Raw genomic sequence first — 23,051 nt, forward strand, 5'->3', positions numbered from 1 at the left:
CATGGCAGCACTCTTCTCTGAACACTGGCATGTGGTGCGCTTTCTGCGGCCGCGCCTGCGGGAGGGCGTCAAGCCGCTGTTCCGCCGGCTGCGTGGCCACACCTGGGTGCTGCTGCAGGATCCCCTGACTGGCAAGTTCCACCGGCTCTCCACGCCGGTGTGGGAGGTGGTGTCGCTGCTGGACGGCCGGCGCACTCTGGACGAGGTCTGGACCGAGGCCGTGGCGCGCCACGGCTCGGACGAGGGGCAGGCCGCCATCACCCAGCAGGAGTTGGTGCAGTTGATGGGCTCGCTCTACAGCAATGACCTGCTGCAGTCCCAGGTGTCGCCGGACGCGCAGGAGGTCTTTGAGCGCCACCGTCGGCAACGCCGGGCCGAGCTGCGGCAGAGCTGGCTCAACCCCATGAGCATCAAGCTGCCGCTGCTGTTCCCCGATGCCTGGTTCGAGCGCCGCGCCGGCCTGGCCCGCCGGCTGTTTTCCTGGCCCGCCTTGATGGCCTGGCTGGCCCTGGTCGCGCCTGCCGTGGTCCTGGCCTGGCAGCACTGGTCCGCGCTGACCGAGAACCTCTCTGACCGCGTGCTGTCTGCGGGCAATCTGGCCTTGCTGTGGCTGGTCTACCCCTTGGCCAAGGCCGTGCATGAATGCGCGCACGGGCTGGCGGTCAAGGTCTGGGGCGGGACGGTGCGCGAGATCGGCGTGATGTTCATCATGTTCACGCCGGTGCCCTATGTGGACGCGACCTCCTCCTACCGCTTCGATTCCAAGTGGCAACGCGCGGCCGTGGCGCTCGCGGGCATCATGGCCGAGCTGGCGCTGGGCGCGGTGGCCCTTTATGTCTGGCTGTCCGCACAGTCGGGCGTGGTGACGGCCCTGGCGTACAACGTCGTGTTGATCGCCGGCTTCTCGACGCTGGTGGTCAACGGCAATCCGCTGATGCGTTATGACGCCTACTACGCGCTCAGCGACCTCATCGAGATTCCCAATCTGGCCCAGCGCTGCACGCAGTACTGGACCTATCTGGTCGACCGCTACATGCTGGGCTCGCCCGAGGCGCATGAGCCGCCCGGTGCCCAGGCCGAGCGTGGATGGCTGCTGGCCTATGGCGCCGTGTCGCCCATCTACCGCTTCAGCGTGGCGGTGGGCATGCTGTGGTTCATCGCGGGGCAGTACTTCTGGGTCGGCGTGGCCATGGCGCTCTTCGGTGCCTGGGGCAGCGTGCTGCTCCCGTTGTGGAAGGCCTGGAAGCATGTTCGCGACAGCGCCAGCCTGGCGCCCCGGCGGGAATGGGTGCGTCAGCGCCTGCTGCTGCTGATCGCCCTGGTGGGCGTGCTGCTGTTTGCCGTGCCGGTGCCTTTCCATGCCGTTCACCAAGGCGTGCTGTGGCTGCCCGATGAAGCCCTGGTGCGTGCACCGGCCAATGCCCATGTCGCGCCAGCCCTGGACCCGCAGGGGCAGGCGGCCAGGCCGGCGCTCCCGGGCCAGCAGGTGCGGCAGGGTGCGCTGCTGCTGCAGCTGGACAGCCTGGCCCTGGGATCCGAGCTGGCGGTGGCTGCCGCCGACCTGGCTCAGACCGAGGCCCAGCTCCGGCAGGCCGAGGTGGAAGACCAGGCCAAGGCCCAGAATCTGCGCGCCGAGCTGGAAGGCCGTCGCGCCAAGTGGCAGGAGCTGTGGCGGCGCTGGGGCGAGCTGCGCGTGCTCGCGCCTGCAGCGGGGTACTGGCTGCCTCATGAGCCCACGCTGGCCGTGGGCAGCTACGTCAAGCGGGGTGAGGTGCTGGGCTATGTGCTGGACCGGCCGGCCGAGCGCGTCCGCGTGGCGGTGACCCAGGAGGACATGGACCTCATCGCTCGCCGTGGCCTGGCGGCAGGACTGCAGGCGGAAGTCCGCCTGCCCTTTGGCTCGCCTGTCGCCGCCCGGTTGCAGCGCCCCCCCAGCGGAGGCGAGCAATTGCTGGTCTCGCCGGCCCTGGGCACCTACGGCGGCGGTGACATCGCGGTGGATCCCCAGGACACGCAGGGGACCAAGCCCCTGCACCGGGTCTTCGACCTGGAGCTGAAGCTGGAACGAGCGCCACAGCAGCAGGGCCTCGTGTTCGGCAATCGCTGCCAGGTGCGTTTCGACCTTGGCCTGGCACCCCTGGGCTGGCAGTGGCTGCTGCGCCTGCGCCAGTTGTTTCTTTCCCAGATGAGCGTGTGATGAAGGGCCAGACCATGCGCTTCGAGGGCAGCCTGCCTCGCCGGCTGGCAGGGGGCGGCTTCCGCCGCGCCGACACCGCTCGCGACGAACGCTCGCAGGCAGACGACGGCTGGGTCGAGCGCCTGGTGGCCGGCGCCGGGGCGTATTTCGCGGTGAGGCGACTGAGCCGTGCGCGGCTGCGGCGCATCGCCGAGGTCATGCAGGCGGCCCGCGAGCCCCTGCAGGCGCTGGACGATGCGAGCCTGCGCCTGCAATTCGCCGAGGCGGCACAGGCCCTGCGCGGCATGGACCGTCTTTGCGTCCTCAGCGAGCCAACCCTGGCGCGGCTCATGGCTTGCATCGGTGAGGCCTGCCAGCGCCACTTTGGCTTCAGACCACACCCGGTGCAGGTGGCTGGCGCCGAGGTGCTGCTGTCAGGGCGTCTGGCAGAAATGAACACGGGCGAAGGCAAGACTCTGGTCGCTGCCATCGCAGCCACGGCGATGGCAGCGAGTGGCGCGGCGGTCCACGTGGTCAGCACCAACGATTACCTGGCTCGGCGCGACTGCGAGGAAATGCAGCCGCTGTTCCGTTTCTTTGGTCTCTCGGCGGGCGTGGTCGTCGGCGGCATGGAGGACGTGGAGCGCCGGCCCGCCTACCGCCATCCCATCTGCTACGTGGCCGGGAAGGAACTGGTCTTCGACTACCTCAAGGACCGCCTGGCGGGGCACGGCCAGATGCCCACCCGGGTGAGCCAGTTGCGCCAGCTCGGCCAGGAGGCCACCGAGTCCCAGGGCCAGCAGCCGCTGCTGCCGGCCCTGCACTTCGCCATCGTCGATGAGGCGGACAGCGTGCTGATCGACGAGGCCCGCACCCCCATGATCCTCTCGCGCGAGACGCCGGGCCTGCACGAGGAAGCCCTGCTGCAATGGGCGATCCGCCAGGCCCGGGGCCTGGTGGCCGGCCGCCACTTCCGCCTCACGGACCAGCGCCAGGTGGAGCTGATGCCCACGGCCCTGGATGCCTGCGAACCCCTGCCCGCGGGCGTGACGCGGGCCTGGCAGTCGCAGGCCTGGCGCAGCCTGATCCTGCGCCAGGCGCTGAGCGCGGTCCATCTCTACCAACTGGACCAGCACTACATCGTCGCCGAGGGCAAGGTCCAGATCGTCGACGAGTCCTCGGGCCGCGTGATGGCTGACCGCTCCTGGGAGCAAGGCCTGCACCAGCTCATCGAGGTCAAGGAGGGGCTGGCCACCACGCAGGGCCGAGACACCCTGGCCCGCATGACCTTCCAGCGCTTCTTCCGGCGCTACTTCCTGCTCTCGGGCCTTACGGGCACGGCGGCGGAAGCTGCGCGAGAGATGTACCGTGTCTATGGCCTCAAGGTCGCCCGCGTGCCGCCTCACCGGCCCTCGCAACGGCGCCGCCTGGCGGACCAGGTCCATGCGCAGGCCGACGCGAGATGGCAGGCCGTCGCCCGAGACGCGCAGCGGGCCTCGCAGCGCGGGCAGCCGGTGCTGGTGGGGACGCGCAGCGTGGAGGCCTCGGAGCGCGTGGCCCGCGAGTTCGAGGCCATGGGCCTGGCGCACACCGTGCTCAACGCGCGCCAGGATGCCGAGGAAGCCGCCATCGTGGCCCGGGCCGGTCAGGCCGGCCGCGTGACCATCGCCACCAATATGGCGGGTCGTGGCACGGACATCAAGCTGGCGGCAGAGGCCAGGGAGGCGGGAGGCTTGCACGTCATCCTGACCGAGTTTCACGAGTCGCCACGCGTGGACAGACAGCTGTTCGGGCGCGCCGGGCGCCAGGGCGATCCTGGCACCGCGCGCGCCATCGTGTGCTGCAGTGACGGGCTGTTCGCGCCGCTGGTGGGCTGGCGCATGCGGCTGTTGCGCACGATGCGGGGCGGGCCCAGGCGCCTGCTGCTGCGATGGATGGTCTCGAGCGCGCAGTCGCGCGCCGAGGGTCAGGCCTTGCGTGCGCGCATGCAGACGCTCAAGCAGGACCGGGAACTGTCCCGGACACTGGGATTTGCAGGAAAGGTGACATGAACGCGAGTCATGCTGGGATGGCCTGGGCCATCCGTGTGGGCCATGTGGCGCTGCTGTGGGGCGGCACCATGGCGTGTGCATCTGCCGGGGACTTCGATTGCATGATCGAGCCCGTGCAGGTGGTCGAGGTGCGCAGCCCCGTGGTCGGCCTGCTGGAGTCCGTGCATGTCAGGCGTGGGCAGAGCGTGCGCCGGGGCGAGCTGCTGGTGACCATCGAATCCAGCGTCGAGGCCAGCGCTGCCACGGCAGCCCAGTACAAGGCGCAGGCCACAGGCGCACTGGCTCAGGCCCAGGCCAAGGTGAACGCGACCCGGGCCAAGGCGCAGCGGATGGAGGAACTGTTCGCCGAGGAGTTCGTCTCCGCGCAGGCAAGGGATGACGCGGTGGCGGAGTTCAAGCAGGCGCAGACTGAGCTGCAGGTGGCGCAGGAGAACGGTGAACTGGCCCGGCTGGATGCCCGCCAGGCGGTGGACCAACTGCAGCGCCGCACCCTCAGGAGCCCCTTCGACGGTGTCGTGATGGACCAGTTCCTGTTCCCGGGGGCCCTGGTGGACAGCAGTGATGGCAAGAAGCCCATCCTGAAGCTGGCGCAGACGCGGCCCTTGCTGGTGCGCGCCATCCTGCCCTATCGGCACTTTCCCGCGGCGCGCGTCGGGACGGCCGCCCAGGTGATGCCCGAAGCCCCTTTCAACACCGGAGCCCAGGCCCGGATCAGCGCCACCATCAAGACCGTCGACCGGGTCATCGACTCTGCTGCCGGCACCTTCGGCGTCTTCCTGGAGCTGCCGAACGAGCGCCAGTCCCTGCCTGGAGGCATCCGCTGCAAGCTCCGCATCAGCGGCATCGAGTGATGTCTGCCATGCGATTGCGACCGGTGCATGCCCATCTCACTTCGAACGGAGCAGCGATGACGCTGCATCTCCCAACGGCCTTTTCAACTTCCAACCTGATTGCTTGCCAGCCATGAGCCCCAAGTACTACCTACGCATCGTTCAATTCGGACAGGCGCAGCAGCCCTACACCCTGCGTGCCGGTGCTGGCCGTGAGGGCAAGGCCCTGGTGTTGCAGGCCCAGACCGGGATGCGCTTCCAGCTGCTGGATGCGCTGACCCAGGAGGCGCCGGCCAAGCTCAACATCTCGCGTCAAGGCAAGGATCTGCTGCTGACGCTGCCCGATGGCGACGTCGGGGCGCCGGACCTGGTCATCCGCGGCTATTTCGAAGCGCAGGACGTGGCCGTGATGGGGCGCAGCGCCTCGGGTGACTGGCGGGTCTATGACAACACAGGCGCCTTCTCCCTGACCCAGGCCAATGGCATCAGCCCCGCAGCGCTGCCGGAAGGGCAGGTGACGGCAGCGGCCCTGGCCTCGCCGCCGGGCACCGGCTGGTTCGAGGGCGAGAAGGGCTGGGTGCTTGCCGGCGTTGGCACGCTGGGGCTGGTGGCCGGCGGTGCATCGCTGAGCAAGAAAGACGATGCGAGTGCCTTCGACAAGATCAAGGCCTTCGCCCAGCACGCGGCGAACGCCGTCACGCCCACGGTGACCGACTACGCCAATGCGGGCATCCACAATGTCGACGCCAACAATGTGGGGGCCGTGAACCTGGCACTGCAGGCCTCGCAGCTGGACATGGGCACCAGCAGCAACGTGCAGACCGTGGTCGACGCCTACGTCAAGATCCTCGCCGAAGCCAATGGCAGCAGCCCCGACCTGACACCGGACGCCGACCCGACGACAGCGGACTACCAGAACATCGGCGTCCTGCTGGGCGCCCTGCAGGGCAAGCCGGCAGCGCTGGCCCTGTTGAACGATGCGATCAAGGGCATCACCATCGACAGTGTCGACACCATTGCCGAGCTGAAGGCCATCGTCGCAGTCGTGCAGAAGGTGATGAACATCGCTGCGGGTGTCGCGCCGGCCTCCGCCTTGAGTACCGATGACCTCGCCTTGCTGGGCATACGCTCGCAGCAGCTGGAGGCCCTGCATGCCAAGGACAACCTCGGCGCCATCGTTTCCGCGATCAGTGCGACCAGCCCCGACGGCTCCGGCGTGTCCAGCGTCTCCAAGCTGGTGGCCCTGATGAGCGCCTACGACAGGATTCTTTCCGAAGCCAACGGCAACACCGCGGACACGGATGTGAGCAACGACCCGACCGCGGCCGACTTTGCGGCCATTGGCGCAGACATCGGCCGTGCCCAAGGCTCCGCCACGGCCCTGACCATGCTGGATGACGTGATCGGCGAACTGCAGCGCTCCAGCGTGGACACGGTGGAAAAGATCAACGGCATCGCCAGCACGCTGGACAAGCTCGCGGTCCTGGTTGCCAAGCCCAGCGGTGACGCGAGTGCGCCCTTGCTGAGTGCCGCCGATTTTGCCAGGCTGGGCTTGAGCAGCTTTGCCTCGTCCGGGGCCAACAACCAGGCTGTGGCCGAGTTGCTCAGCGTCACGGTGCGGGACATGGAGCCCGGCGAGGTCGACACCCTGGCCAAGCTGCAGTCCCTGGCCAGCATGGAGCTGCTGCGCGTATGGGCCCGGGACAGCAGTCCCAGCAAGTCCGCCGGCGTGCCCACCGCCGATGACTACGAGCACATGGGCGTGGTGCACAACGATGCCAGCGGCACGCCCGTTGCGCTCGCAGCCAGTGATGCCACGGCACTCAACAGCTTCGCCGACAACCTGCCTGACGCACGGCTGGACTCTCTGGTCGAGATCCAGCAACTGGCGGCGGCCCTGTTCCGTCTGCTCAACGAGGCCAATGGCACCAACGCCGATGGCAATGCCGCCGTCAACCCGACGGCGGGCGACTTCGCGACGCTGGGCGTCGCAGGTCACGCAGGCGATGCCAGCGACGTGCTGCAGCCGGCGGCTGCCCGCCTGCTTGCCGACGCCGTCGCAACGCGCACCAGTGACCAGGTCGACACGCCCAAGGAGCTCAGCGCCCTGGCCGGCGTGGTGGACCATGTGCTGGACGTGGCCGCGGGGGCCTCGGCCCCTTCCTCACTGAGCCTGGCCGACTTCAGCACCCTCGGTGTCACGGGCGTCAGCAGCAACAACCTGGCCATGGTGGGCACGCTGCTGCAGGGGTCCGCACATGACGGCAGCGGCGTGGATTCCGTGGCCGAGCTGCAGTCGGTGGTCAGCCTGGCCCGCGTGGTGCGCTACGCCGACGAACCCGGCGTGAGCACGGGTGGCGCCAATGAAGGCGGCCTGCCTACCTTCGCCGACTACAAAGCCATCAGCGCAGTGCAGTCCCTGGTGGTGGCCAGCAATGTGAACGCCTACAACAGCGCCGTTGACGCACATGTGGGCTCCCAGGTCGACGATCCGCTGACCGAGCTGCTGCCCCTCATCCGCGGCTACAACACCGTGCTGGCCGTCGCGCAGGGGGCTGCTTCGCCCTCGGCGCTCAACGTACAGGACCTGACGGCCACCGGCCTGGTGGGCGTCACGGGCAGCAATGTCGCAACCATAGGCAGCCTAATCCAGGCCACGGCGCGCGATGGCTCCGGCGTGGATACGCTCGCCGAACTGCAGTCGGTGACCAGCCTTGCCCGCGTGGTCCGGTATGCGGACGATGCGAAGGTGGAGCCGGGCCAGAGCAACGAAGGGGGCCTGCCCACGCTGGCAGACTACCGAGCCATCGCTGCCGTGCAGTCGCTGGTGGAGGCCGGCAACGTGAGCGCCTACAACAGCGCGGTGGAGGCCCGCGTCGGCAGCCAGGTCGACAACGCCTCCACCGAACTGCTGCCCCTGATCCGAGGCTACAACGCCATCCTGACTCAGGCCAATGGATCCATGCCGGACCCGGTCTCGGGCACGCCCACCCTCACGGACTACGCTTCCGTCGGGGTGAACCTCAGCTCGGTGGGCACGGTGCCTGTGTCCAACCTGCTGGTGCTGATGAACGAGGCGGTGGGCAGCAAGCTCGGCTCGGAGGTGGACACCATCGCGGAACTGAATGCGATCCGCACCTCGGCCGTGAAGGTGATGGCGCTTGCCGCGATCAGCAAGTCCAGTGGAGGCTCCGATGCCGACGCTGCCTCGGTGGGCGGCTTCTCGGTCAGTGATCTGGCCCGCCTGGGCCTGGACGTGTCGCTGCTCACGCAAGCCGGTCTTTCGGATGCCGTCCGTGCCCACCGGCTCGCTGACGTGCGCGACCACATCATCTACAGCGACAACTTCGGCACGGGGGTCGAGTACCTCAGCCAGTTGCAGGCCATGATCAATGCGACGTCTCTCATCGTGGCCTGAGCATGGGCGTCCTGTGCAGCGTGCAAGGGCTGCCCGGTGCGGGGCCGTCGTGCTGAGCGGTCTGCAGGGCCTGGGTTCGGCCCGCGCCGCCGCTCGACCGGCCGGGGGGGGCGCAGGTGCCTGGAGCCTGCTGGTGCTCGGCCTCGCCCTCGCCCTGCTTGCTCCCGCCATGGCCCGGGGGGAGGGCAGGCAGGCTTGCGGCCCCGAGGCCTCTGCGCAAACCTCGGCGGAGGCAGCCGACTACAGCCTGGATGAGCTGGCCCGCCTGGCCGCGGAGCGCCACCCCAGCGTTGCAGCCAAGAGGGCCGTCGCTGAGGCCGCCAAGGCCGACTGGGAGGCCGCCAGGGCCCAGTACTTGCCGACACCGTCGCTGCAGAGTTCACCCAATGCCGGCGGCGGCTACACCACGGTGTACGCCCTGCAGCAGCCGCTGTGGACGGCGGGCCGTCTGACGGCCGATGTGGAGGCGGCGTCCGCACGCAGCCAGTCGGCTGAGCAGGGGGTGCTGGAGTCCCGGCAGAACCTGGGCTTTGCCGTGGCCAATGCCTATCAGGCGCTGCTGCAGGCCCAGGGGCGTGCAGCGGTCTGGCGCGAGCTGCTTGATCGGATGATGGACTATCGCGAGACCCTGCAGCGCCGCATCGCCGGGGGCGTCTCGGCGCCCAGCGAGAGCGAGCTGCTGCAGGCCCGCCAGGCGCAGGCCGCGGGCCAGTTCAAGGCGGCCTGCCATTCCCTGGGGGCGGTGCGCCAGCAACTGTCCTCCCTGGTGGGGCTGGATCTGACGGGTGCCGGGCTGGGGCGCACCTCGGTTCCCCTGGACCTGCCCGAGCTGCCCGCGCTGCAGGCATTGCTGGAGCAGACGCGGGAACACAGCCCGACCCTGTATCGGCTGGCGCACGACGAGGAGGCGGCCCGCCGCGAAGCCGAGGCCAGGGCGGCCGCGCAATGGCCGTCGCTGTCCCTGACCGTGCAGCGCTCGGTGCCTCATGGCATTCCCTTCTCGTCGCCTGCCAACACGGTGGGGCTGCAGCTGCAGTTCGCGCCGGGAGCCGGCTTGTCCGCGATGGCCGCGCGCCGTGCGGCCGCTGCGCAGGTCGAAGCTGCCCGGGCCGCGCGCGAGGCCGCACGGCTGGAACTCAGCTCGCGGGTCAGGACTGAATACGAGGAGCTGCGCTCTGCCTTGGCCCGGCGGGACGATGTCCTGCAGGGCATCCGGGCGACGGGTCTCGTGCTGGCCTCCTATGAACGCCTGTTCGTCGCGGGCAAGCGCAGTTGGCTCGATGTGATGAACGCCGCCCGTGAACTGCTCGATGCCCAGCTGTCCCTTGCCGACCTAGACGCCCAGATGACGGCCAGCCGCTACCGCCTGGAGCTCTTTGCTGCCGAGGCTGCCTGGATGCGCGCCAAGCCATGACCGGCCCCTGCCTGCCCTGTTGAAAAAATTGCATGATGCCCTCCCCCGACAAAATCGCTGAACTGCACTGGATCGCACAGCGATGCAAAGGCCTGTATCCCGCCTTGCCCAGTCCCAGGCCTGCGCTGCTGGCCTCCTTGCTGGAGGCCGCGGCCGCCCAGGCGCAGGGCGCTGCCGCGGCGTCTGCGCCGTCTGCGCCGTCTGGGCCGTCTGCGCCGTCGGTGCCCGTGGCCGCCGTGACCGCCCTGTTTGCCGACATGTCGCTCGGCGCGCCCGTCTGGCGGCCACTGCCCTTGCTGGACGCCCTGCCGATGGTGGGCCACGTGCCAGGGCTGGGCTGGGGCGTCATCGCCGGCCAGGCTGTCGGCGGCGCCTGGCGTTTCGAGTCGGCCCAGGGCCTGCAGTTGCTCGAGCCGGCCCAGCTCACAAGCGGGGAGCCGGCCTGTTTTGCCGCCATCCTGCCAGCGGCTGCGCCGAGACGCCCGCACAGCCCCACGGCTGCGGCCCTGTTCCGCATGGCCTTTGGACAGGGGTGGCCGCTGTTTGGCGTCGCGGCGGCGGCGGCCCTGTGTGCCAATCTGCTTGCGCTGGGCGGCTCGCTCTACAGCATGCAGGTCTACGACCGCGTGATACCCACTCAGGGCCTGTCCACGCTGCTGGTGCTGACTGTCGGGGTGCTGGTGGCGGCCTTGATGGAGCTGGCCATCAAGCTCATGCGCTCCCGCCTCATCGAGGAGGCCATGAAACGCATCGACCTGACCGTTTCCCAGGCCATCTTCGAGCGGCTCACGCGCATTCGCATGGACCAGTTCCCGCGCAGCGTGGGCAGTCTGTCGGCGCAGATCCGCAGCTATGAATCCATCCGGGCCTTCCTGGCCGCAGCCACGATGTATGTGGCCGCCGACGCGCCTTTCGCGCTGCTGTTCCTGCTCGCCATCTTTGCGGTGGGCGGCGCGGAAATGGCCGCGGTGCCGCTGGCCTTCGCCGCGGTGGCGCTGGTGGTTGGCCTGATCTACAGGCGCCGCATCGCCGCGCATGCCGAGCGCGGCATTTCGGTGGCCAATCGCAAGTTCGGGCTGCTGGTGGAAACCATCGAGAACGCTGAGAGCCTCAAGGCCTATGGCGGGCGGGCGCGGCAGACCGCTAACTGGCGGGCCCTCAATGCGGCCACCGTAGAGGAAGATGCCGCCGTGCGCCATCACAGCGAGCATGCAGGCTATATCGCGGCCTTCATCCAGCAGGCGAGCTATGTGGCCGTCGTCGGGCTGGGCGCCTACATCGCGAGCTCCTCCGGCCGCCTCACGGTGGGGGCCCTGATCGCCTGTTCCATCCTGGCCGGCCGCGTGCTGGCGCCGGTGGCCGCCTTGCCCGGCTTGATCGTGCAGTGGGCCCAGGCCAGGACCTCCCTGGACAATCTCGAGAAGGTGTTCGCCCTGGAGCAGGACAACGAGGGCGTGGACCGGCCCCTGCAACCCGAACGCATTCGCGGCGCCTACGAACTGGCGGACCTGCGCTTCACCTATCCCGGTCGGCCGGAGACCCTGCATGTCCGGCAGCTGAGCATCCGGCCCGGCGAGAAGCTGGCCGTCATTGGCCCCACGGGTGCCGGCAAGACCACGCTGCTCAAGGTGCTGGCCGGGCTCTACCGGGCCCAGTCCGGCAGGGCCTTGCTGGACGGACTTGATCTGCAGCAGATCGATCGGGAACTGCTGAGCGAGCGGCTGGCCTTTCTGCCGCAGCAGGCGCGGCTGTTCACTGGCACCCTGCGCGAGAACCTGCTGCTGGGCGTCGCGACCCTGCCCAGCGAGGCAGAGCTGCTGGACGTGTGCCACCGCACAGGCGTGGGCGAGATCATTTCCCGCCATCCCCAGGGCCTGGACCTGCCCATCGTCGAAGGCGGCGAGGGGCTTTCGGGCGGGCAGAAACAGCTGGTGGCCTTCACCAGGGCCGTGCTGTCCAGCCCTGATGTCTGGCTGCTCGACGAACCGACCGCCTGGATGGACGAACACAGCGAGGCCCGCTGCCTGGCCGTCCTCAGGGAGCGCATGCGCCAGGACCAGACGCTGGTGCTGGTCACGCACAAACCGGCCCTGCTGAGCCTGGTCGATCGTGTGCTCATCCTGGGTGAGCGGGGCATCGTGCTGGATGGTGGCAGGGCCGAGCTGGCCAAGCGGCTGCAGCAGGCGGTGGCCGAGGCCCTGCCGCTGGGCAGCAGCACGGCTGTCGGTTCATCCGAGATCGGGGCTTCGGCATGAAAAAGAACGCTTCCGTGCTGCGGAACAACCTCCTCGGCCTCCTGGTGCTCATGACGCTGACGGTGCTGCTGGGCTGGTGGGCGGCAGTCGCCGAAATCGTGCAGAGCTCCCATGCTGCCGGTCTGGTGATCGCCAGTGCGCGCACCCAGGTGGTACAGGTGGCCATGGATGGTGTGGTCCAGGCCGTGCTCGTGCAGGAGGGCCAGAAGGTCCGCCAGGGAGAGGTACTGGCGCGCCTGGACCGTGGCCAGGCCGAGGCCGCCTTCCGTGACAGCCAGGCCAAGGTGGCCGCCCTCAAGGCCGCCCTGGCCCGCCTGCATGCCGAGGTGCTGGGCCAGCCTCTGGTCCTGCCCCGGGAGGTGCTGGCCTACCCCAATTTCGCTGCCAACCAGACGGAGCTGTTCCGGCGCAGGCAAGGCGCGGTGAATGGCGACATCGCCGCCATGCAACGCAGTCTGGCCCTGGCGGAGCAGGAGCTGGCCTTGAGTCGCCCCCTGCTGGCCAGCGGCGACATCGGCCAGGCCGAGGTGATCCGGCTGGAGCGGGTGGTGGCGGACCTGTCCGGCCAGATCACGGCGCGGCGCAGCCGCTACTTCCAGGATGCGCAAGCCGAGATGACCAAGGCCGAGGAGGATCTGGCCACGCAGGAACAGGTGCTGGCCGAGCGCGCGGCCGGCCTGGACCGGACGGAGGTCCGAGCACCCGCCGATGGCCTGGTCAAGAACATCCAGACCACCACGCCGGGAGCCAAGGTGCGGCCTGGCGATGTGATCCTGGAGCTGGTGCCGACCGCCAGCGAGTTGATTGTCGAAGCCAAGCTGAGGCCTGCCGACATCGCGCAGATGCGCGTGGGACTGCCGACCTCCATCAAGCTGGATGCCTATGACTACAGCGTCTTTGGCTCTCTGCACGGCCGGGTGAAGTACATCAGCCCGGATGTACTGACCGAGCGCATGAGCCAGGGGGAGAGCATCTACTACCGCATCCAGATCGCGATTGACTCGGCGAAGCTGGAGGCCTACAACCAGGCGCATCCCGATAGGCGTATCGACATCCAGCCGGGCATGACCTGTGTCGTGGACATCGTGACCGGCCATCGCACCGTCCTGTCCTACCTGACCAAGCCCATCACCAAGGTACTCCACGAATCCCTGCACGAACGGTGAGCGGCGTGCCCCTGGCGCTGTGCGCCATTGCACGGTTTGACCTGCGGCATGCGCCCTCTCGGTCCAGCAATCGGGAGTGTGAAGAATTGTTTCAGTATCATCCGGGACTTTGCCTGCGCCCGTCCCGGTCGCAGCGGCGATATCGAGCGCAGCGAGAGCGGCAGGGCCATGGAGAGCAGCAAGGACACGATCAGCCTGGACGCGCAGCCGCATGGTGCCGGCCTGCGCCTGGGCCCCTGGACGCTGGACATGCACAGCCGCCGCGACGCTGGCCGCCTGCTTGTCGCATTTCTCGCCTTCCATGCCCTGCTGTGGGTCCTCAGCTCCGCGCTGACCCATCGCGCGCCACCCTGGGACAACATCGAGCAACTGGTCTGGCAGCAGTCTCTGCAGTGGGGCTACTACAAGCATCCGCCGTTCCCCACCTGGTGGCTGAGTTTCTGGACGCATCTGCTGGGCAAGCAGATCTGGGTGACCTTCTTCGCCGCGCAGCTGAGCGTGGTGCTCATGCTCTACATGGTCTGGCGCATCGGCCTGCTGGTGATGTCGCCGGCGCGAGCGCTGAGCGCCGTGCTGCTGAGCAGCCTGCTGATCTACCACGGCATCCACGGCATCATGGCCAACCACAACACGGTGCAACTGATGCCCGTGGCCCTGCTGCTGTGGACAGGCCTGCTGGCGGTGCGCGAAGGCGGTTGGTGGCGCTGGCTGCTGGCAGGCCTGGCCGCAGCCCTCTGTATGCTCACCAAGTACAGCGCCCTGATCTGGCTGGCCGTGCTGGGCCTGTGGATGATCCAGGATGTCCGCATGCGCCGCCTGCGCCCGTGGCTGGGGGCAGGTCTTGCCCTGCTGGTGGCCGCTGTGCTGTTCGCGCCGCACGTGCAATGGCTGCTGCGCGAGGGGGCGCCCAGCCTGGGCTACGTCAGCAAGGCGGTCAACGGCGAGAACGATGCCTCCCAACTCGGCCATTGGGGCCGCTTGCTGAACTTCGTCGTGATCCAGTTCGGCCGGGCCTTGCCCCTGCTGCTGGCGACCGGGCTGATGGTCTGGCTGCTGCGCAAGCAGGCGCGCTGGCCCGGGGCCACAACGCTGGAACGACCGGAAGCGCACTTCATCAGCTTCATGGCTCTCGGGCCGGTGCTGCTGACATCCCTGCTGGGTGTGGCTGGCGTCAAGCTGGGCTCGGCCTGGGCCGCCACCTTCTTCGTGGTGCTGGGGCTGTGGCTGATGCGCTTCGTGCCGGCCCATGAGCCCAACCGCATGGTGCGCATGGCGCTGCTCATCGCCCTTGTCTTCGAGCTGTTGATGGCCCTGAGCCAGGCCCTGACCAACGGCTGGCTGGTGGACCTCAAGGACCGCCCGGCTCGCGCCAACTTCCCGGCGCAGAACCTCGCCGCGCAGGTGGATGCCGTCTGGCGTCGACACCAGCCGGGGCCCCTGCACATCCTGGTCGGCGAGACCTGGCTGGCGGGCAATGTCTCGGTGCACGCGCCCACCCATCCGCTGGTCTTCCTGGATGCCGATCCGCAGAAGTCGCCCTGGGTCAAGCCGGAGATGATCCGCCAGTGCGGCGCCATGCTGGTCATCGATGTGCGCGACCTGGGCCAGCTTCCCGCCGCAGTGGACGACCTCCGCGAGCAGGCCTATGCGCAGGGACGTATCGACCTGCCCTGGACGCGGCGCGGCACCGGGCCGCATCTGCAGGTGGAGTGGTCCATCGTGGCGCCGGAGAAGCCGGGCCTGTGTCCCGTCCAGTGAGCCTGGCTGAGCCTGCATGAGGGCCGCGGCTAGCATGGTGGCATGAAGCTGTACTTTCTTTTCCTGCTGGTGGCCGCCGCGACGGTGGCCAGCCCTGGCCCCGGCGTGATGCTCTCGCTCAACAATGCCCTGCGCCTCCGATGGCGCGGCAGCCTGCCGGGCATCGCCGGCGTGGCGGCTGGGGCGGCCGTGGTGGCTGGCCTGTCGGCCACCAGCCTGGGCCTGCTGCTGGCGCAGTCGGCCCTGGCCTTCACCGTGATCCAGCTGCTGGGCGCCGCCTACCTGGTGTGGCTGGGCATCAAGCTCTGGCGGGCTCCGGCCCAAGACTGGGCGGATGAGGTGCAGACGCCGGTGCTGAGCCCGCGCCGCCGCTTCCTCGAAGGACTGATGCTGCAGTTCACCAATCCCAAGGCCATCGTCTTCTTCCTTTCCATCCTGCCCCAGTTCGTGGACCCGGCCCACGAGGCGGGACCGCAGCTGCTGCTGCTGGTGTTGAGCTACGCGACCCTGGTGCTGATCATCCACAGTGTCTACGCCTGGGGCGCGCAGGCGGTCCGGCAGTTCCTGGGCTCGGCGCGGGGTCGGCGCTGGTTCCAGCGCGGCAGCGGCCTGGTCTTCATCGGCTTCGGGCTGGCGCTGGCGCGCGCCAGTCGTTGATCCGGCCTGACGGTGCCCGACCCTGCTTCGCGCGGGCCTATGCCTGTGCTCGAGAGGGGCCTGGGCTAGACTGCGCGGCTTGCGAGAGATCCCCATGAGCATGAATCAAGAAGCCCTGGTGCTGCAGGCCCTGCAGCGCGTCGTCGATCCTGTGACCCGGCAGGATTTCGTCAGCAGCAAGCAGATCAAGCAGATGCGCATCGAGGGTGATGGCCTGAGCTTCGAGCTGGAGATGGGCTACCCGGCCGCCGGCCTGCATGGGGCCTTGCGCGAGTCCCTGGCCGCCGCGGCCCGCACCGTGCCGGGCATCGCGCGCGTGGACATTCACGTCAGCACCCGCGTGCAGGCCCATGCCGTGCAGCGCGGCGTGCAGCTGCTGCCGGGCGTGAAGAACATCGTGGCTGTGGCCTCGGGCAAGGGCGGCGTGGGCAAGAGCACCACGGCGGCCAACCTGGCCCTGGCCCTGGCGGCCGAGGGCGCCCGCGTGGGCCTGCTGGACGCCGACATCTACGGCCCCAGCCAGCCCCTCATGATGGGCGCCAGCGGCCAGCCGGACTCGAAGGATGGCAAGACCATGGAACCGATGATGGCCCATGGCGTGCAGCTGATGTCCATCGGCTTCCTGGTGGCCGAGGACCAGGCCATGGTCTGGCGCGGCCCCATGGCCACCCAGGCCCTGGACCAGCTGCTGCGCCAGACGAATTGGCAGGACCTGGACTACCTCATCATCGACATGCCGCCCGGCACCGGCGACATCCAGCTGACCCTGGCCCAGCGCGTGCCGGTGACGGGCGCCGTCATCGTGACCACGCCCCAGGACATCGCCCTGATTGATGCCAAGAAGGGCCTCAAGATGTTCGAGAAGGTGGGCGTGCCCATCCTGGGCCTGGTCGAGAACATGGCGGTGCACATCTGCACGAACTGCGGCCATGCCGAGCACATCTTCGGCGCCGAGGGCGGCCAGAAGATGGCCGCGCAGTACGGCCTGCCCTACCTGGGCGGCCTGCCCCTGGCCCTGTCCATCCGTGAGCAGGCCGATGCCGGCCGGCCCAGCGTGGTGGCCGAGCCCGAGGGCGAGATCGCGCAGCGCTACCGCGACATCGCCCGCCAGGTGGCAGCGCGCATCGCGGGGCAGGCGAAGGACTATTCCTCGAAGTTCCCCACCATCACCATCTCGAAGAACAGCTGACGCCATGGCCACGCCAGGTCCGGAAGTCCTGCAGGCGCTGCTGAGCCGGCATTCCGTCGGCCCCAAGCACCTGGTGGAACCAGGGCCGGACGAGCCGCAGCTTCAGCTGATGGTGGCCGCCGCCCTGCGCGGGCCGGACCACGGCGAGCTGGTGCCCTTTCGCTTCAAGTGGGTGGGGGGCGAGGCCCGGCAGCGCATGGCGGCGCTCTTTGCCGCGGCCGCGCGAAAGGCCGGCAAGGACGAGGCCGGCGCAGCCCTCGATGCCGAGCGCGCCCTGCGCCCGCCGGTGACGGTGGCCCTGGTGGCCCGCATCGACATGGGCCATCCCCTGGTCCCCGCGCACGAGCAATGGGCCTGTGTGGGCGGCGCCTTGGCCAACTTCCTCAACGCGGCCCATCTGCTGGGGTATGGCGCCAAGATGCTGTCCGGCGCCAAGGTGCGGGACGCCGACATCGTGGCCGCCTTCTGCGAGCCCGGCGAGACCCTGCTGGGCTGGATCGCCCTGGGTACGCCGCTCAAGGCCGGTCGCGCCCCTCGCAAGCCCGAGGCCGGCGCGGTGCTGCAGCGCTGGCCGGAGGCGGGCTGATCCTCAGCCTCGCTGCGTGGCCTTGAGGTCCCGCACATGGGTCGGGCCTACGCGGGCCTCGATGGCAGCCAGCATCTCCTTGCCCCAGCCCAGCGCGAACAGCAGTTCGCCGACCACGAACATGGGCCCGACCAGCAAGCCGACCAGATCGTCCACGAAGGCCGGCTTGCGGCCCTCGTAGTAATGGCCGATGAACTGGATGATCCAGCCCACCACGAAGCTGCCCACGCCCACCGTCAGCCAGGCGGCCGTCGACCCCTGCGCAAAGGGCGTGGCCAGGGCCATCAGCAGGGCGTTGACCGCTACGGTGGACAGGCCCAGCACCAGCGCCCCGCGGCTCAGGTACCACAGGGCGCTCACGAAGCACAGCAGCCAGGCGGCATTGGCCTGCAGGCCCGCCACCTCCAGCGGGATCCGCGCCAGCAGCACACCGATGGCGAACACGATCAGCGGGATGCCCACGAAGTGCGTGGCGATGTTGCGGCGGTCGCGGTGGTAGGCGGCGTACTGGGCCATCAGGTCCAGGGCAGGGCGCAAGGGGCTGGCCATGGCGGGTCTCCACGTTTGTCTTGATATCCATCAGCTTAGGCAGCGGCGAGCATTTGCACTGTCAAAGATTCGACAGTTGAGCCCCTCCCAAACCCATGGCCCTTCCTGACGACGACCACCCGGCCCTGGCCCGCAGCCGCTGGTTCGCCGGCTGCGAGCCCGAGCTGCAGGCTGCCCTGCGCGCGCTGGGTCACGGCCTGAGCCTGGTGGACGGCGAGCTGCTCTTCCATCAGGGCCAGCGCTCGGCCGGCCTGTGCTGCGTGCTCTCGGGCGCCCTGCACGTCGGGCGGCTGCAGCCGGACGGCACGCAGAGCCTGCTGGCCTGGCTGGAAGCCGGCCACTGGTTCGGCGAGATCTCCCTGCTGGACGGCCAGCCCCGCACACACGATGTGCGCAGCGACGGCATGACCCGGCTCTGGCTGGTGCCCGAAGTGGCCCTGGTGGGCTGGCTGGACGAGCACCCGCGGCACTGGCGCAGCATCGCCCGCCTGGCCTGCGCCAAGCTGCGCCAGAGCTTCGAGGTGCTGGAGGACATCGCCCGGCTGCCCCTGGAGGCGCGGCTGGCCAAGCGCCTGCTGCAGGTGGCCCAGGGCTATGGGGAGCAAGACCTGACCCCGCCCGGCGCCACGCAGCCCCGCCGCCTGCGCCTGCCGCAGGATCAGCTGGCCCTGATGATGGGCGTGAGCCGGCAGACGGTGAACAAGGCGCTGAAGTCCCTGGAGACCCAGGGCCACATCGCGCTGCGCTACGGCGGCATTGAGTTGCTGGAGCCGCAGGCCCTGGCGGCGCTGGGGCAGAATTCGGGGCATGAGCACATCAGCGCGCGTCCGCATCCAGACCGGGGACTTTGACCTCAGCACCGAGTGCGCCGCCTTGCGCGCCGACGATGGCGGTGTGGGCGCCGTGGTCAGCTTCGTGGGCACTGTGCGCGGCGGGTCCGGCCAGCCGGGCGCCGACGCCATCACGCTGATGGAGCTGGAGCACTACCCCGGCATGACTGAGGCCGCCATCGAGGCCATGATCGACGAGGCCCAGCGCCGCTTCGACATTCGCGCCGCCCGCGTCATCCACCGCGTGGGCCCGCTGGCGCCGCTGGCGCAGATCGTGGGCGTGTTCGTCAGCTCGCGCCACCGCGGCCAGGCCTTCCAGGCCTGCGAGTTCCTGATGGACTACCTCAAGACCCAGGCCCCGTTCTGGAAGAAGGAGCACGGGCCGGACGGTGCCCGCTGGGTCGATGCCCGCGAGGTGGACGACGCTGCCCTGGCGCGCTGGGGCATTGCCTCCAGCAACGCCGGCGGCCCGGCATGAGCCTGCCGCTGCAGATCGCCGCCGTGGCCGTGGGCGCCAGCGTGGGCGCCCTGGCGCGCTGGGGCGCCGGCCTGTGGCTCAATGCGCGCTGGACCGGCTTCCCGCTGGGTACGCTGCTGGTCAATGTGCTGGGCGGCTTCCTGATCGGCCTGGCCCTGGAATGGTTCGGCCGAATGCCCCATGAACTGGCCCGGCTGCTGCTGGTCACCGGCTTCCTGGGCGGGCTGACCACCTTCTCCAGCTTCTCGGGCGAGTCCCTGAGCCTGCTGCAGCGCGGGGACTTCGGCCTGGCGCTGGCGCACACCCTGGTCCATGTGCTGGGCTCGCTGCTCGCTGCGGCCGCGGGTCTGGCCCTGATGCGTGCCGCCCTCAGCTGAGCGCGCTCAGTAGCGGTGCAGGCCGTCGTACTGCGCCTTGCCCAGGGGTAGGCCCTGCTGGCGCAGCAGCAGGTAGACGGCGGTCAGGTGGAAGCAGAAGTTGGGCAGGGCGAACTCGTGGATCCAGGCGCGCAGCGGCATCTGCAGCCAGGCCCGGCCGGCGTCGCTCTCCACCCGGCGATCGGCGGGCTCGAAGTCCTCGGGGCGCCAGCCCTGCACCTGGACCTGCAGGGCCTGCACCTGCTGGCGCATGCCGGCCAGGCCCTGGGGCCAGTCCGGGTAGCGCGGCGCGTGGCCGTGCAGCACCGCTTCGAGGCGGGGCACGAAATTGCCGCAGATCCAGACCTGGCTGCGCAGGGGCAGCATGTCCGGCGCGAGGCGAGCTTCCAGCAGCGCGTCCTCCGCCAGCCCCTGGCTTCGGACCTGCGATTGAGCCAGGTCAAGAAGCCCATCCAACTGCCCGAGATAGCGTAGAAGGGTGGGCACGGTGCCGAGCTGGAGTTCTGAGCCGGCGCTGCTCGGGGCGGTGGGGGTGGTGGTCTGCGGCATGGTCGACATTCTGGCCGCGGACGCTGGGCTGCCTTCCCCCCGCCTCTTGAAATGCGGCGAGCTGCGCCCACTTGAACGACAACGGAGGATTTCATCCATGCGAGTCGACAAGTTCACCACGCGCTTCCAGGAAGCCCTGGCCGAAGCCCAGAGCGGCGCCGTCACGCGCGACAACCCCTACATCGAACCCGCCCACCTGCTGCAGGCCATGCTGGCCCAGGAGGACGGCCCCCGCGCCCTGCTGGAGCGTGCCGGCGTGCGGGTGCCTGCGATGAAGACGGCGCTGGACAGCATCGTCAACGGCCTGCCGCAGGTGCAGGGCGAGGGCCAGCAGGTCCAGCCCAGCCGCGACCTCGTCAGCCTGCTGCAGGCTGCCGAGAAGGAAGCCGCCAAGCGCGGGGACCACTTCATCGCCAGCGAGATGTTCCTGCTGGCCCTGGCCGATGCCAAGAGCGATCTGGCCGGCATCGCCCGCGGCCACGGCCTCACCCGCAAGGGCCTGGAGACGGCCATCGAGGCGGTGCGTGGCGGCCAGAAGGTGGATTCCCAGGAGTCCGAGGGCAACCGCGAGGCGCTCAAGAAGTACACCCTGGACCTCACCGAGCGCGCCCGCCAGGGCAAGCTGGATCCGGTGATCGGCCGTGACGACGAGATCCGCCGCGCCATCCAGGTGCTGCAGCGCCGGTCCAAGAACAACCCCGTGCTGATCGGTGAACCGGGCGTGGGCAAGACCGCCATCGTGGAAGGCCTGGCCCAGCGCATCGTCAACGGCGAGGTGCCGGAGTCGCTGAAGGACAAGCGCGTGCTGGTGCTGGACATGGCCGGCCTGCTGGCCGGTGCCAAGTACCGCGGCGAGTTCGAGGAACGCCTGAAGTCCGTGCTGAAGGAAGTGGCGGCCGATGAGGGCCGCATCATTCTCTTCATCGACGAGATCCACACCATGGTCGGCGCCGGCAAGGCCGAGGGCGCCATCGACGCCGGCAATATGCTCAAGCCGGCCCTGGCCCGCGGCGAGTTGCACTGCATCGGCGCGACCACGCTGGACGAATACCGCAAGTACGTCGAGAAGGACGCCGCCCTGGAGCGCCGCTTCCAGAAGGTGATGGTCGACGAGCCGACGGTGGAGGCCACCATCGCCATCCTGCGCGGCCTGCAGGAGAAGTACGAGGTCCACCATGGCGTGGAGATCACCGACCCGGCCATCGTGGCCGCGGCCGAGCTCTCGCACCGCTACATCACCGACCGCTTCCTGCCCGACAAGGCCATCGACCTCATCGACGAGGCCGCGGCCAAGATCAAGATCGAGATCGACTCCAAGCCCGAGGCCATGGACAAGCTCGACCGCCGCCTGATCCAGCTGAAGATCGAGCGCGAGGCCGTGCGCAAGGAAAAGGACGAGGCCTCGCAGAAGCGCTTCGAGCTGATCGAGGAAGAGATCGAGAAGCTGCAGCGCGAGTACGCGGACCTGGAGGAGATCTGGAAGTCCGAGAAGGCCACGGCCCAGGGCTCGGCCCAGGTCAAGGAAGAGATCGACCGCATCAAGTTCCAGATCGAGGAGCTCAAGCGCAAGGGCGACTTCAACAAGGTCGCCGAGCTGCAGTACGGCAAGCTGCCCGAGCTGGAGAAGCGCCTGAAGGAGGCGCAGGCCAAGGAGAGCGACAAGGCCGGCAAGGCCAAGCAGGGCGCCGCGCCGCAGCTGTTGCGCACCATGGTCGGCGCCGAGGAGATCGCCGAGGTGGTGTCCCGCGCCACCGGCATTCCGGTGTCCAAGCTGATGCAGGGCGAGCGCGACAAGCTGCTGCAGATGGAAGACAAGCTGCACCGGCGCGTGGTGGGCCAGGACGAGGCCATCACCGCGGTGGCCGACGCCATCCGCCGTTCGCGTGCCGGCCTGTCCGACCCGAACCGGCCGCTGGGCTCCTTCCTCTTCCTGGGCCCCACGGGCGTGGGCAAGACCGAGCTGTGCAAGGCGCTGGCGGGCTTCCTCTTCGACAGCGAGGACCACATGGTGCGCATCGACATGAGCGAGTTCATGGAGAAGCACTCCGTGAGCCGCCTGATCGGCGCGCCCCCCGGCTACGTGGGCTATGACGAGGGCGGCTACCTGACCGAGGCCGTGCGCCGCAAGCCCTACAGCGTGCTGCTGCTGGACGAGGTGGAGAAGGCCCACCCCGATGTGTTCAATGTGCTGCTGCAGGTGCTGGACGACGGCCGCCTGACCGATGGCCAGGGCCGCACCGTGGACTTCAAGAACTGCGTCATCGTGATGACCTCCAACCTCGGCTCGCAGCACATCATGGCGCTGGCGGGGCAGGACGAGGAAGTGATCCGCGAGGCCGTGTGGGGTGAGGTCAAGCAGCACTTCCGTCCGGAGTTCCTGAACCGCATTGACGAGACGGTGATCTTCCACGCGCTGGACGCCCAGCACATCCAGTCCATCGCGAAGATCCAGCTGCGCCAGCTGGAAGAGCGTCTCGCGAAGCTGGAGATGAAGCTGGACGTCAGCGAGGAGGCGCTGGCCGAGCTGGCCAAGGTCGGCTTCGATCCGGTCTTCGGTGCGCGGCCGCTCAAGCGTGCGATCCAGCAGCGCATCGAAAACCCGTTGTCCAAGCTGATCCTGCAGGGCCGCTTCGGTCCCAAGGACGTCATCCCCGTGCAGGTCCAGGGCGGCGAGTTCAGCTTCGGGCGCGTGGTGCACTGAACCCCGTCGCCCCACAAGGCAAAGGGCGCGAACCCGCGAGGGTCGCGCCCTTTTTCAATGAGCGGCT

Annotated in this window: 17 protein-coding genes; 15 read left to right on the forward strand and 2 right to left on the reverse strand. The window is 69.0% G+C overall.

The features are described 5' to 3' along the window. Position 1: 1 nt before the first annotated feature. The 11 genes from ACS5PK_RS00615 to ACS5PK_RS00665 all read left to right on the forward strand — a co-directional run bounded on the left by ACS5PK_RS00615 (position 2) and on the right by ACS5PK_RS00665 (position 17,500). The gene (locus tag ACS5PK_RS00615) at positions 2-2,197 is read left to right on the forward strand and encodes a site-2 protease family protein (RefSeq protein WP_439438345.1); all 2,196 of its coding nucleotides are present in this window, start codon (positions 2-4) and stop codon (positions 2,195-2,197) included. After that, on the forward strand, positions 2,197-4,227 hold the full coding sequence (locus ACS5PK_RS00620; RefSeq protein WP_439438346.1) for a DEAD/DEAH box helicase: 2,031 nt from the start codon (positions 2,197-2,199) through the stop codon (positions 4,225-4,227). The genes ACS5PK_RS00615 and ACS5PK_RS00620 overlap by 1 nt, the downstream gene beginning before the upstream one ends. Further along, positions 4,224-5,078: an efflux RND transporter periplasmic adaptor subunit gene (locus tag ACS5PK_RS00625; protein WP_439438347.1), complete on the forward strand. Its 855-nt coding sequence runs from the start codon at positions 4,224-4,226 to the stop codon at positions 5,076-5,078. The genes ACS5PK_RS00620 and ACS5PK_RS00625 overlap by 4 nt, the downstream gene beginning before the upstream one ends. Positions 5,079-5,190: 112 nt before the next feature. Further along, positions 5,191-8,475, forward strand: coding sequence for a hypothetical protein (locus ACS5PK_RS00630; protein WP_439438348.1), 3,285 nt, complete (start codon positions 5,191-5,193; stop codon positions 8,473-8,475). Between the two features lie 49 nt (positions 8,476-8,524). Next, complete coding sequence (locus ACS5PK_RS00635) at positions 8,525-9,889, forward strand: TolC family protein (RefSeq protein ID WP_439438349.1); 1,365 nt, start codon at positions 8,525-8,527, stop codon at positions 9,887-9,889. Between the two features lie 32 nt (positions 9,890-9,921). Then, positions 9,922-12,144 (forward strand): ATP-binding cassette domain-containing protein, encoded by a 2,223-nt coding sequence (locus ACS5PK_RS00640; protein WP_439438350.1) that lies wholly within the window; start codon positions 9,922-9,924, stop codon positions 12,142-12,144. Next, positions 12,141-13,310 (forward strand): HlyD family efflux transporter periplasmic adaptor subunit, encoded by a 1,170-nt coding sequence (locus ACS5PK_RS00645; RefSeq protein ID WP_439438351.1) that lies wholly within the window; start codon positions 12,141-12,143, stop codon positions 13,308-13,310. Before ACS5PK_RS00640 ends, ACS5PK_RS00645 begins: the two co-directional genes overlap by 4 nt. 168 nt (positions 13,311-13,478) lie before the next feature. Beyond that, positions 13,479-15,068, forward strand: coding sequence for a glycosyltransferase family 39 protein (locus ACS5PK_RS00650; protein ID WP_439438352.1), 1,590 nt, complete (start codon positions 13,479-13,481; stop codon positions 15,066-15,068). A gap of 42 nt (positions 15,069-15,110) precedes the next feature. Further along, positions 15,111-15,725: a LysE family translocator gene (locus ACS5PK_RS00655; protein ID WP_439438353.1), complete on the forward strand. Its 615-nt coding sequence runs from the start codon at positions 15,111-15,113 to the stop codon at positions 15,723-15,725. A gap of 94 nt (positions 15,726-15,819) precedes the next feature. Then, positions 15,820-16,914 carry an iron-sulfur cluster carrier protein ApbC gene (apbC, locus tag ACS5PK_RS00660; RefSeq protein WP_439438354.1) on the forward strand — a complete coding sequence of 365 codons (1,095 nt, stop codon included), beginning with the start codon at positions 15,820-15,822 and terminating at the stop codon, positions 16,912-16,914. A 4-nt stretch (positions 16,915-16,918) separates the two neighbouring features. Next, positions 16,919-17,500: a nitroreductase family protein gene (locus ACS5PK_RS00665; RefSeq protein WP_439438355.1), complete on the forward strand. Its 582-nt coding sequence runs from the start codon at positions 16,919-16,921 to the stop codon at positions 17,498-17,500. Between the two features lie 3 nt (positions 17,501-17,503). On the opposite strand, the gene ACS5PK_RS00670 is transcribed toward ACS5PK_RS00665, so the two are convergent. Then, entirely contained in the window at positions 17,504-18,049 is a 546-nt protein-coding gene (locus tag ACS5PK_RS00670; protein ID WP_439438356.1) for a DUF962 domain-containing protein, read from the reverse strand. A gap of 95 nt (positions 18,050-18,144) precedes the next feature. Between ACS5PK_RS00670 and ACS5PK_RS00675 the strand changes: the two genes are divergently transcribed. The 3 genes from ACS5PK_RS00675 to crcB are packed head-to-tail and all read left to right on the forward strand — an operon-like array spanning position 18,145 to position 19,734. Further along, positions 18,145-18,900 carry a Crp/Fnr family transcriptional regulator gene (locus ACS5PK_RS00675; protein WP_439438357.1) on the forward strand — a complete coding sequence of 252 codons (756 nt, stop codon included), beginning with the start codon at positions 18,145-18,147 and terminating at the stop codon, positions 18,898-18,900. Next, on the forward strand, positions 18,857-19,357 hold the full coding sequence (locus ACS5PK_RS00680; protein ID WP_439438358.1) for a molybdenum cofactor biosynthesis protein MoaE: 501 nt from the start codon (positions 18,857-18,859) through the stop codon (positions 19,355-19,357). Before ACS5PK_RS00675 ends, ACS5PK_RS00680 begins: the two co-directional genes overlap by 44 nt. Then, on the forward strand, positions 19,354-19,734 hold the full coding sequence (crcB, locus tag ACS5PK_RS00685) for a fluoride efflux transporter CrcB (protein ID WP_439438359.1): 381 nt from the start codon (positions 19,354-19,356) through the stop codon (positions 19,732-19,734). The genes ACS5PK_RS00680 and crcB overlap by 4 nt, the downstream gene beginning before the upstream one ends. 6 nt (positions 19,735-19,740) lie before the next feature. Here crcB and ACS5PK_RS00690 read toward each other — a convergent pair whose 3' ends face one another. After that, a complete protein-coding gene (locus tag ACS5PK_RS00690) occupies positions 19,741-20,283 on the reverse strand; it encodes a DUF1993 family protein (RefSeq protein WP_439438360.1) in 543 nt (180 codons plus the stop codon). Positions 20,284-20,380: 97 nt separating this feature from the next. On the opposite strand from ACS5PK_RS00690, the gene clpB reads away from it, so the two are divergent. Beyond that, on the forward strand, positions 20,381-22,984 hold the full coding sequence (clpB, locus tag ACS5PK_RS00695) for an ATP-dependent chaperone ClpB (RefSeq protein ID WP_439438361.1): 2,604 nt from the start codon (positions 20,381-20,383) through the stop codon (positions 22,982-22,984). The last annotated feature ends 67 nt before the right edge of the window (positions 22,985-23,051 follow it).

This window comes from Roseateles sp. DB2 (assembly GCF_051857535.1).
GTDB lineage: Bacteria > Pseudomonadota > Gammaproteobacteria > Burkholderiales > Burkholderiaceae_C > Roseateles_B.

What these genes read in the sequence shown, in the direction of transcription:
- ACS5PK_RS00630 (WP_439438348.1), top strand. Translation starts at nt 5,191, where the DNA reads ATGAGCCCCAAGTACTACCTACGCATCGTTCAATTCGGACAGGCGCAG.
- ACS5PK_RS00640 (WP_439438350.1), top strand. Translation starts at nt 9,922, where the DNA reads ATGATGCCCTCCCCCGACAAAATCGCTGAACTGCACTGGATCGCACAG.
- crcB (WP_439438359.1), top strand. Translation starts at nt 19,354, where the DNA reads ATGAGCCTGCCGCTGCAGATCGCCGCCGTGGCCGTGGGCGCCAGCGTG.
- ACS5PK_RS00680 (WP_439438358.1), top strand. Translation starts at nt 18,857, where the DNA reads ATGAGCACATCAGCGCGCGTCCGCATCCAGACCGGGGACTTTGACCTC.
- clpB (WP_439438361.1), top strand. Translation starts at nt 20,381, where the DNA reads ATGCGAGTCGACAAGTTCACCACGCGCTTCCAGGAAGCCCTGGCCGAA.
- ACS5PK_RS00670 (WP_439438356.1), bottom strand. Translation starts at nt 18,049, where the DNA reads ATGGCCAGCCCCTTGCGCCCTGCCCTGGACCTGATGGCCCAGTACGCC.
- ACS5PK_RS00665 (WP_439438355.1), top strand. Translation starts at nt 16,919, where the DNA reads ATGGCCACGCCAGGTCCGGAAGTCCTGCAGGCGCTGCTGAGCCGGCAT.
- ACS5PK_RS00690 (WP_439438360.1), bottom strand. Translation starts at nt 20,283, where the DNA reads ATGCCGCAGACCACCACCCCCACCGCCCCGAGCAGCGCCGGCTCAGAA.
- ACS5PK_RS00645 (WP_439438351.1), top strand. Translation starts at nt 12,141, where the DNA reads ATGAAAAAGAACGCTTCCGTGCTGCGGAACAACCTCCTCGGCCTCCTG.
- ACS5PK_RS00615 (WP_439438345.1), top strand. Translation starts at nt 2, where the DNA reads ATGGCAGCACTCTTCTCTGAACACTGGCATGTGGTGCGCTTTCTGCGG.
- ACS5PK_RS00655 (WP_439438353.1), top strand. Translation starts at nt 15,111, where the DNA reads ATGAAGCTGTACTTTCTTTTCCTGCTGGTGGCCGCCGCGACGGTGGCC.
- ACS5PK_RS00675 (WP_439438357.1), top strand. Translation starts at nt 18,145, where the DNA reads ATGGCCCTTCCTGACGACGACCACCCGGCCCTGGCCCGCAGCCGCTGG.
- apbC (WP_439438354.1), top strand. Translation starts at nt 15,820, where the DNA reads ATGAGCATGAATCAAGAAGCCCTGGTGCTGCAGGCCCTGCAGCGCGTC.
- ACS5PK_RS00650 (WP_439438352.1), top strand. Translation starts at nt 13,479, where the DNA reads ATGGAGAGCAGCAAGGACACGATCAGCCTGGACGCGCAGCCGCATGGT.
- ACS5PK_RS00620 (WP_439438346.1), top strand. Translation starts at nt 2,197, where the DNA reads ATGAAGGGCCAGACCATGCGCTTCGAGGGCAGCCTGCCTCGCCGGCTG.
- ACS5PK_RS00625 (WP_439438347.1), top strand. Translation starts at nt 4,224, where the DNA reads ATGAACGCGAGTCATGCTGGGATGGCCTGGGCCATCCGTGTGGGCCAT.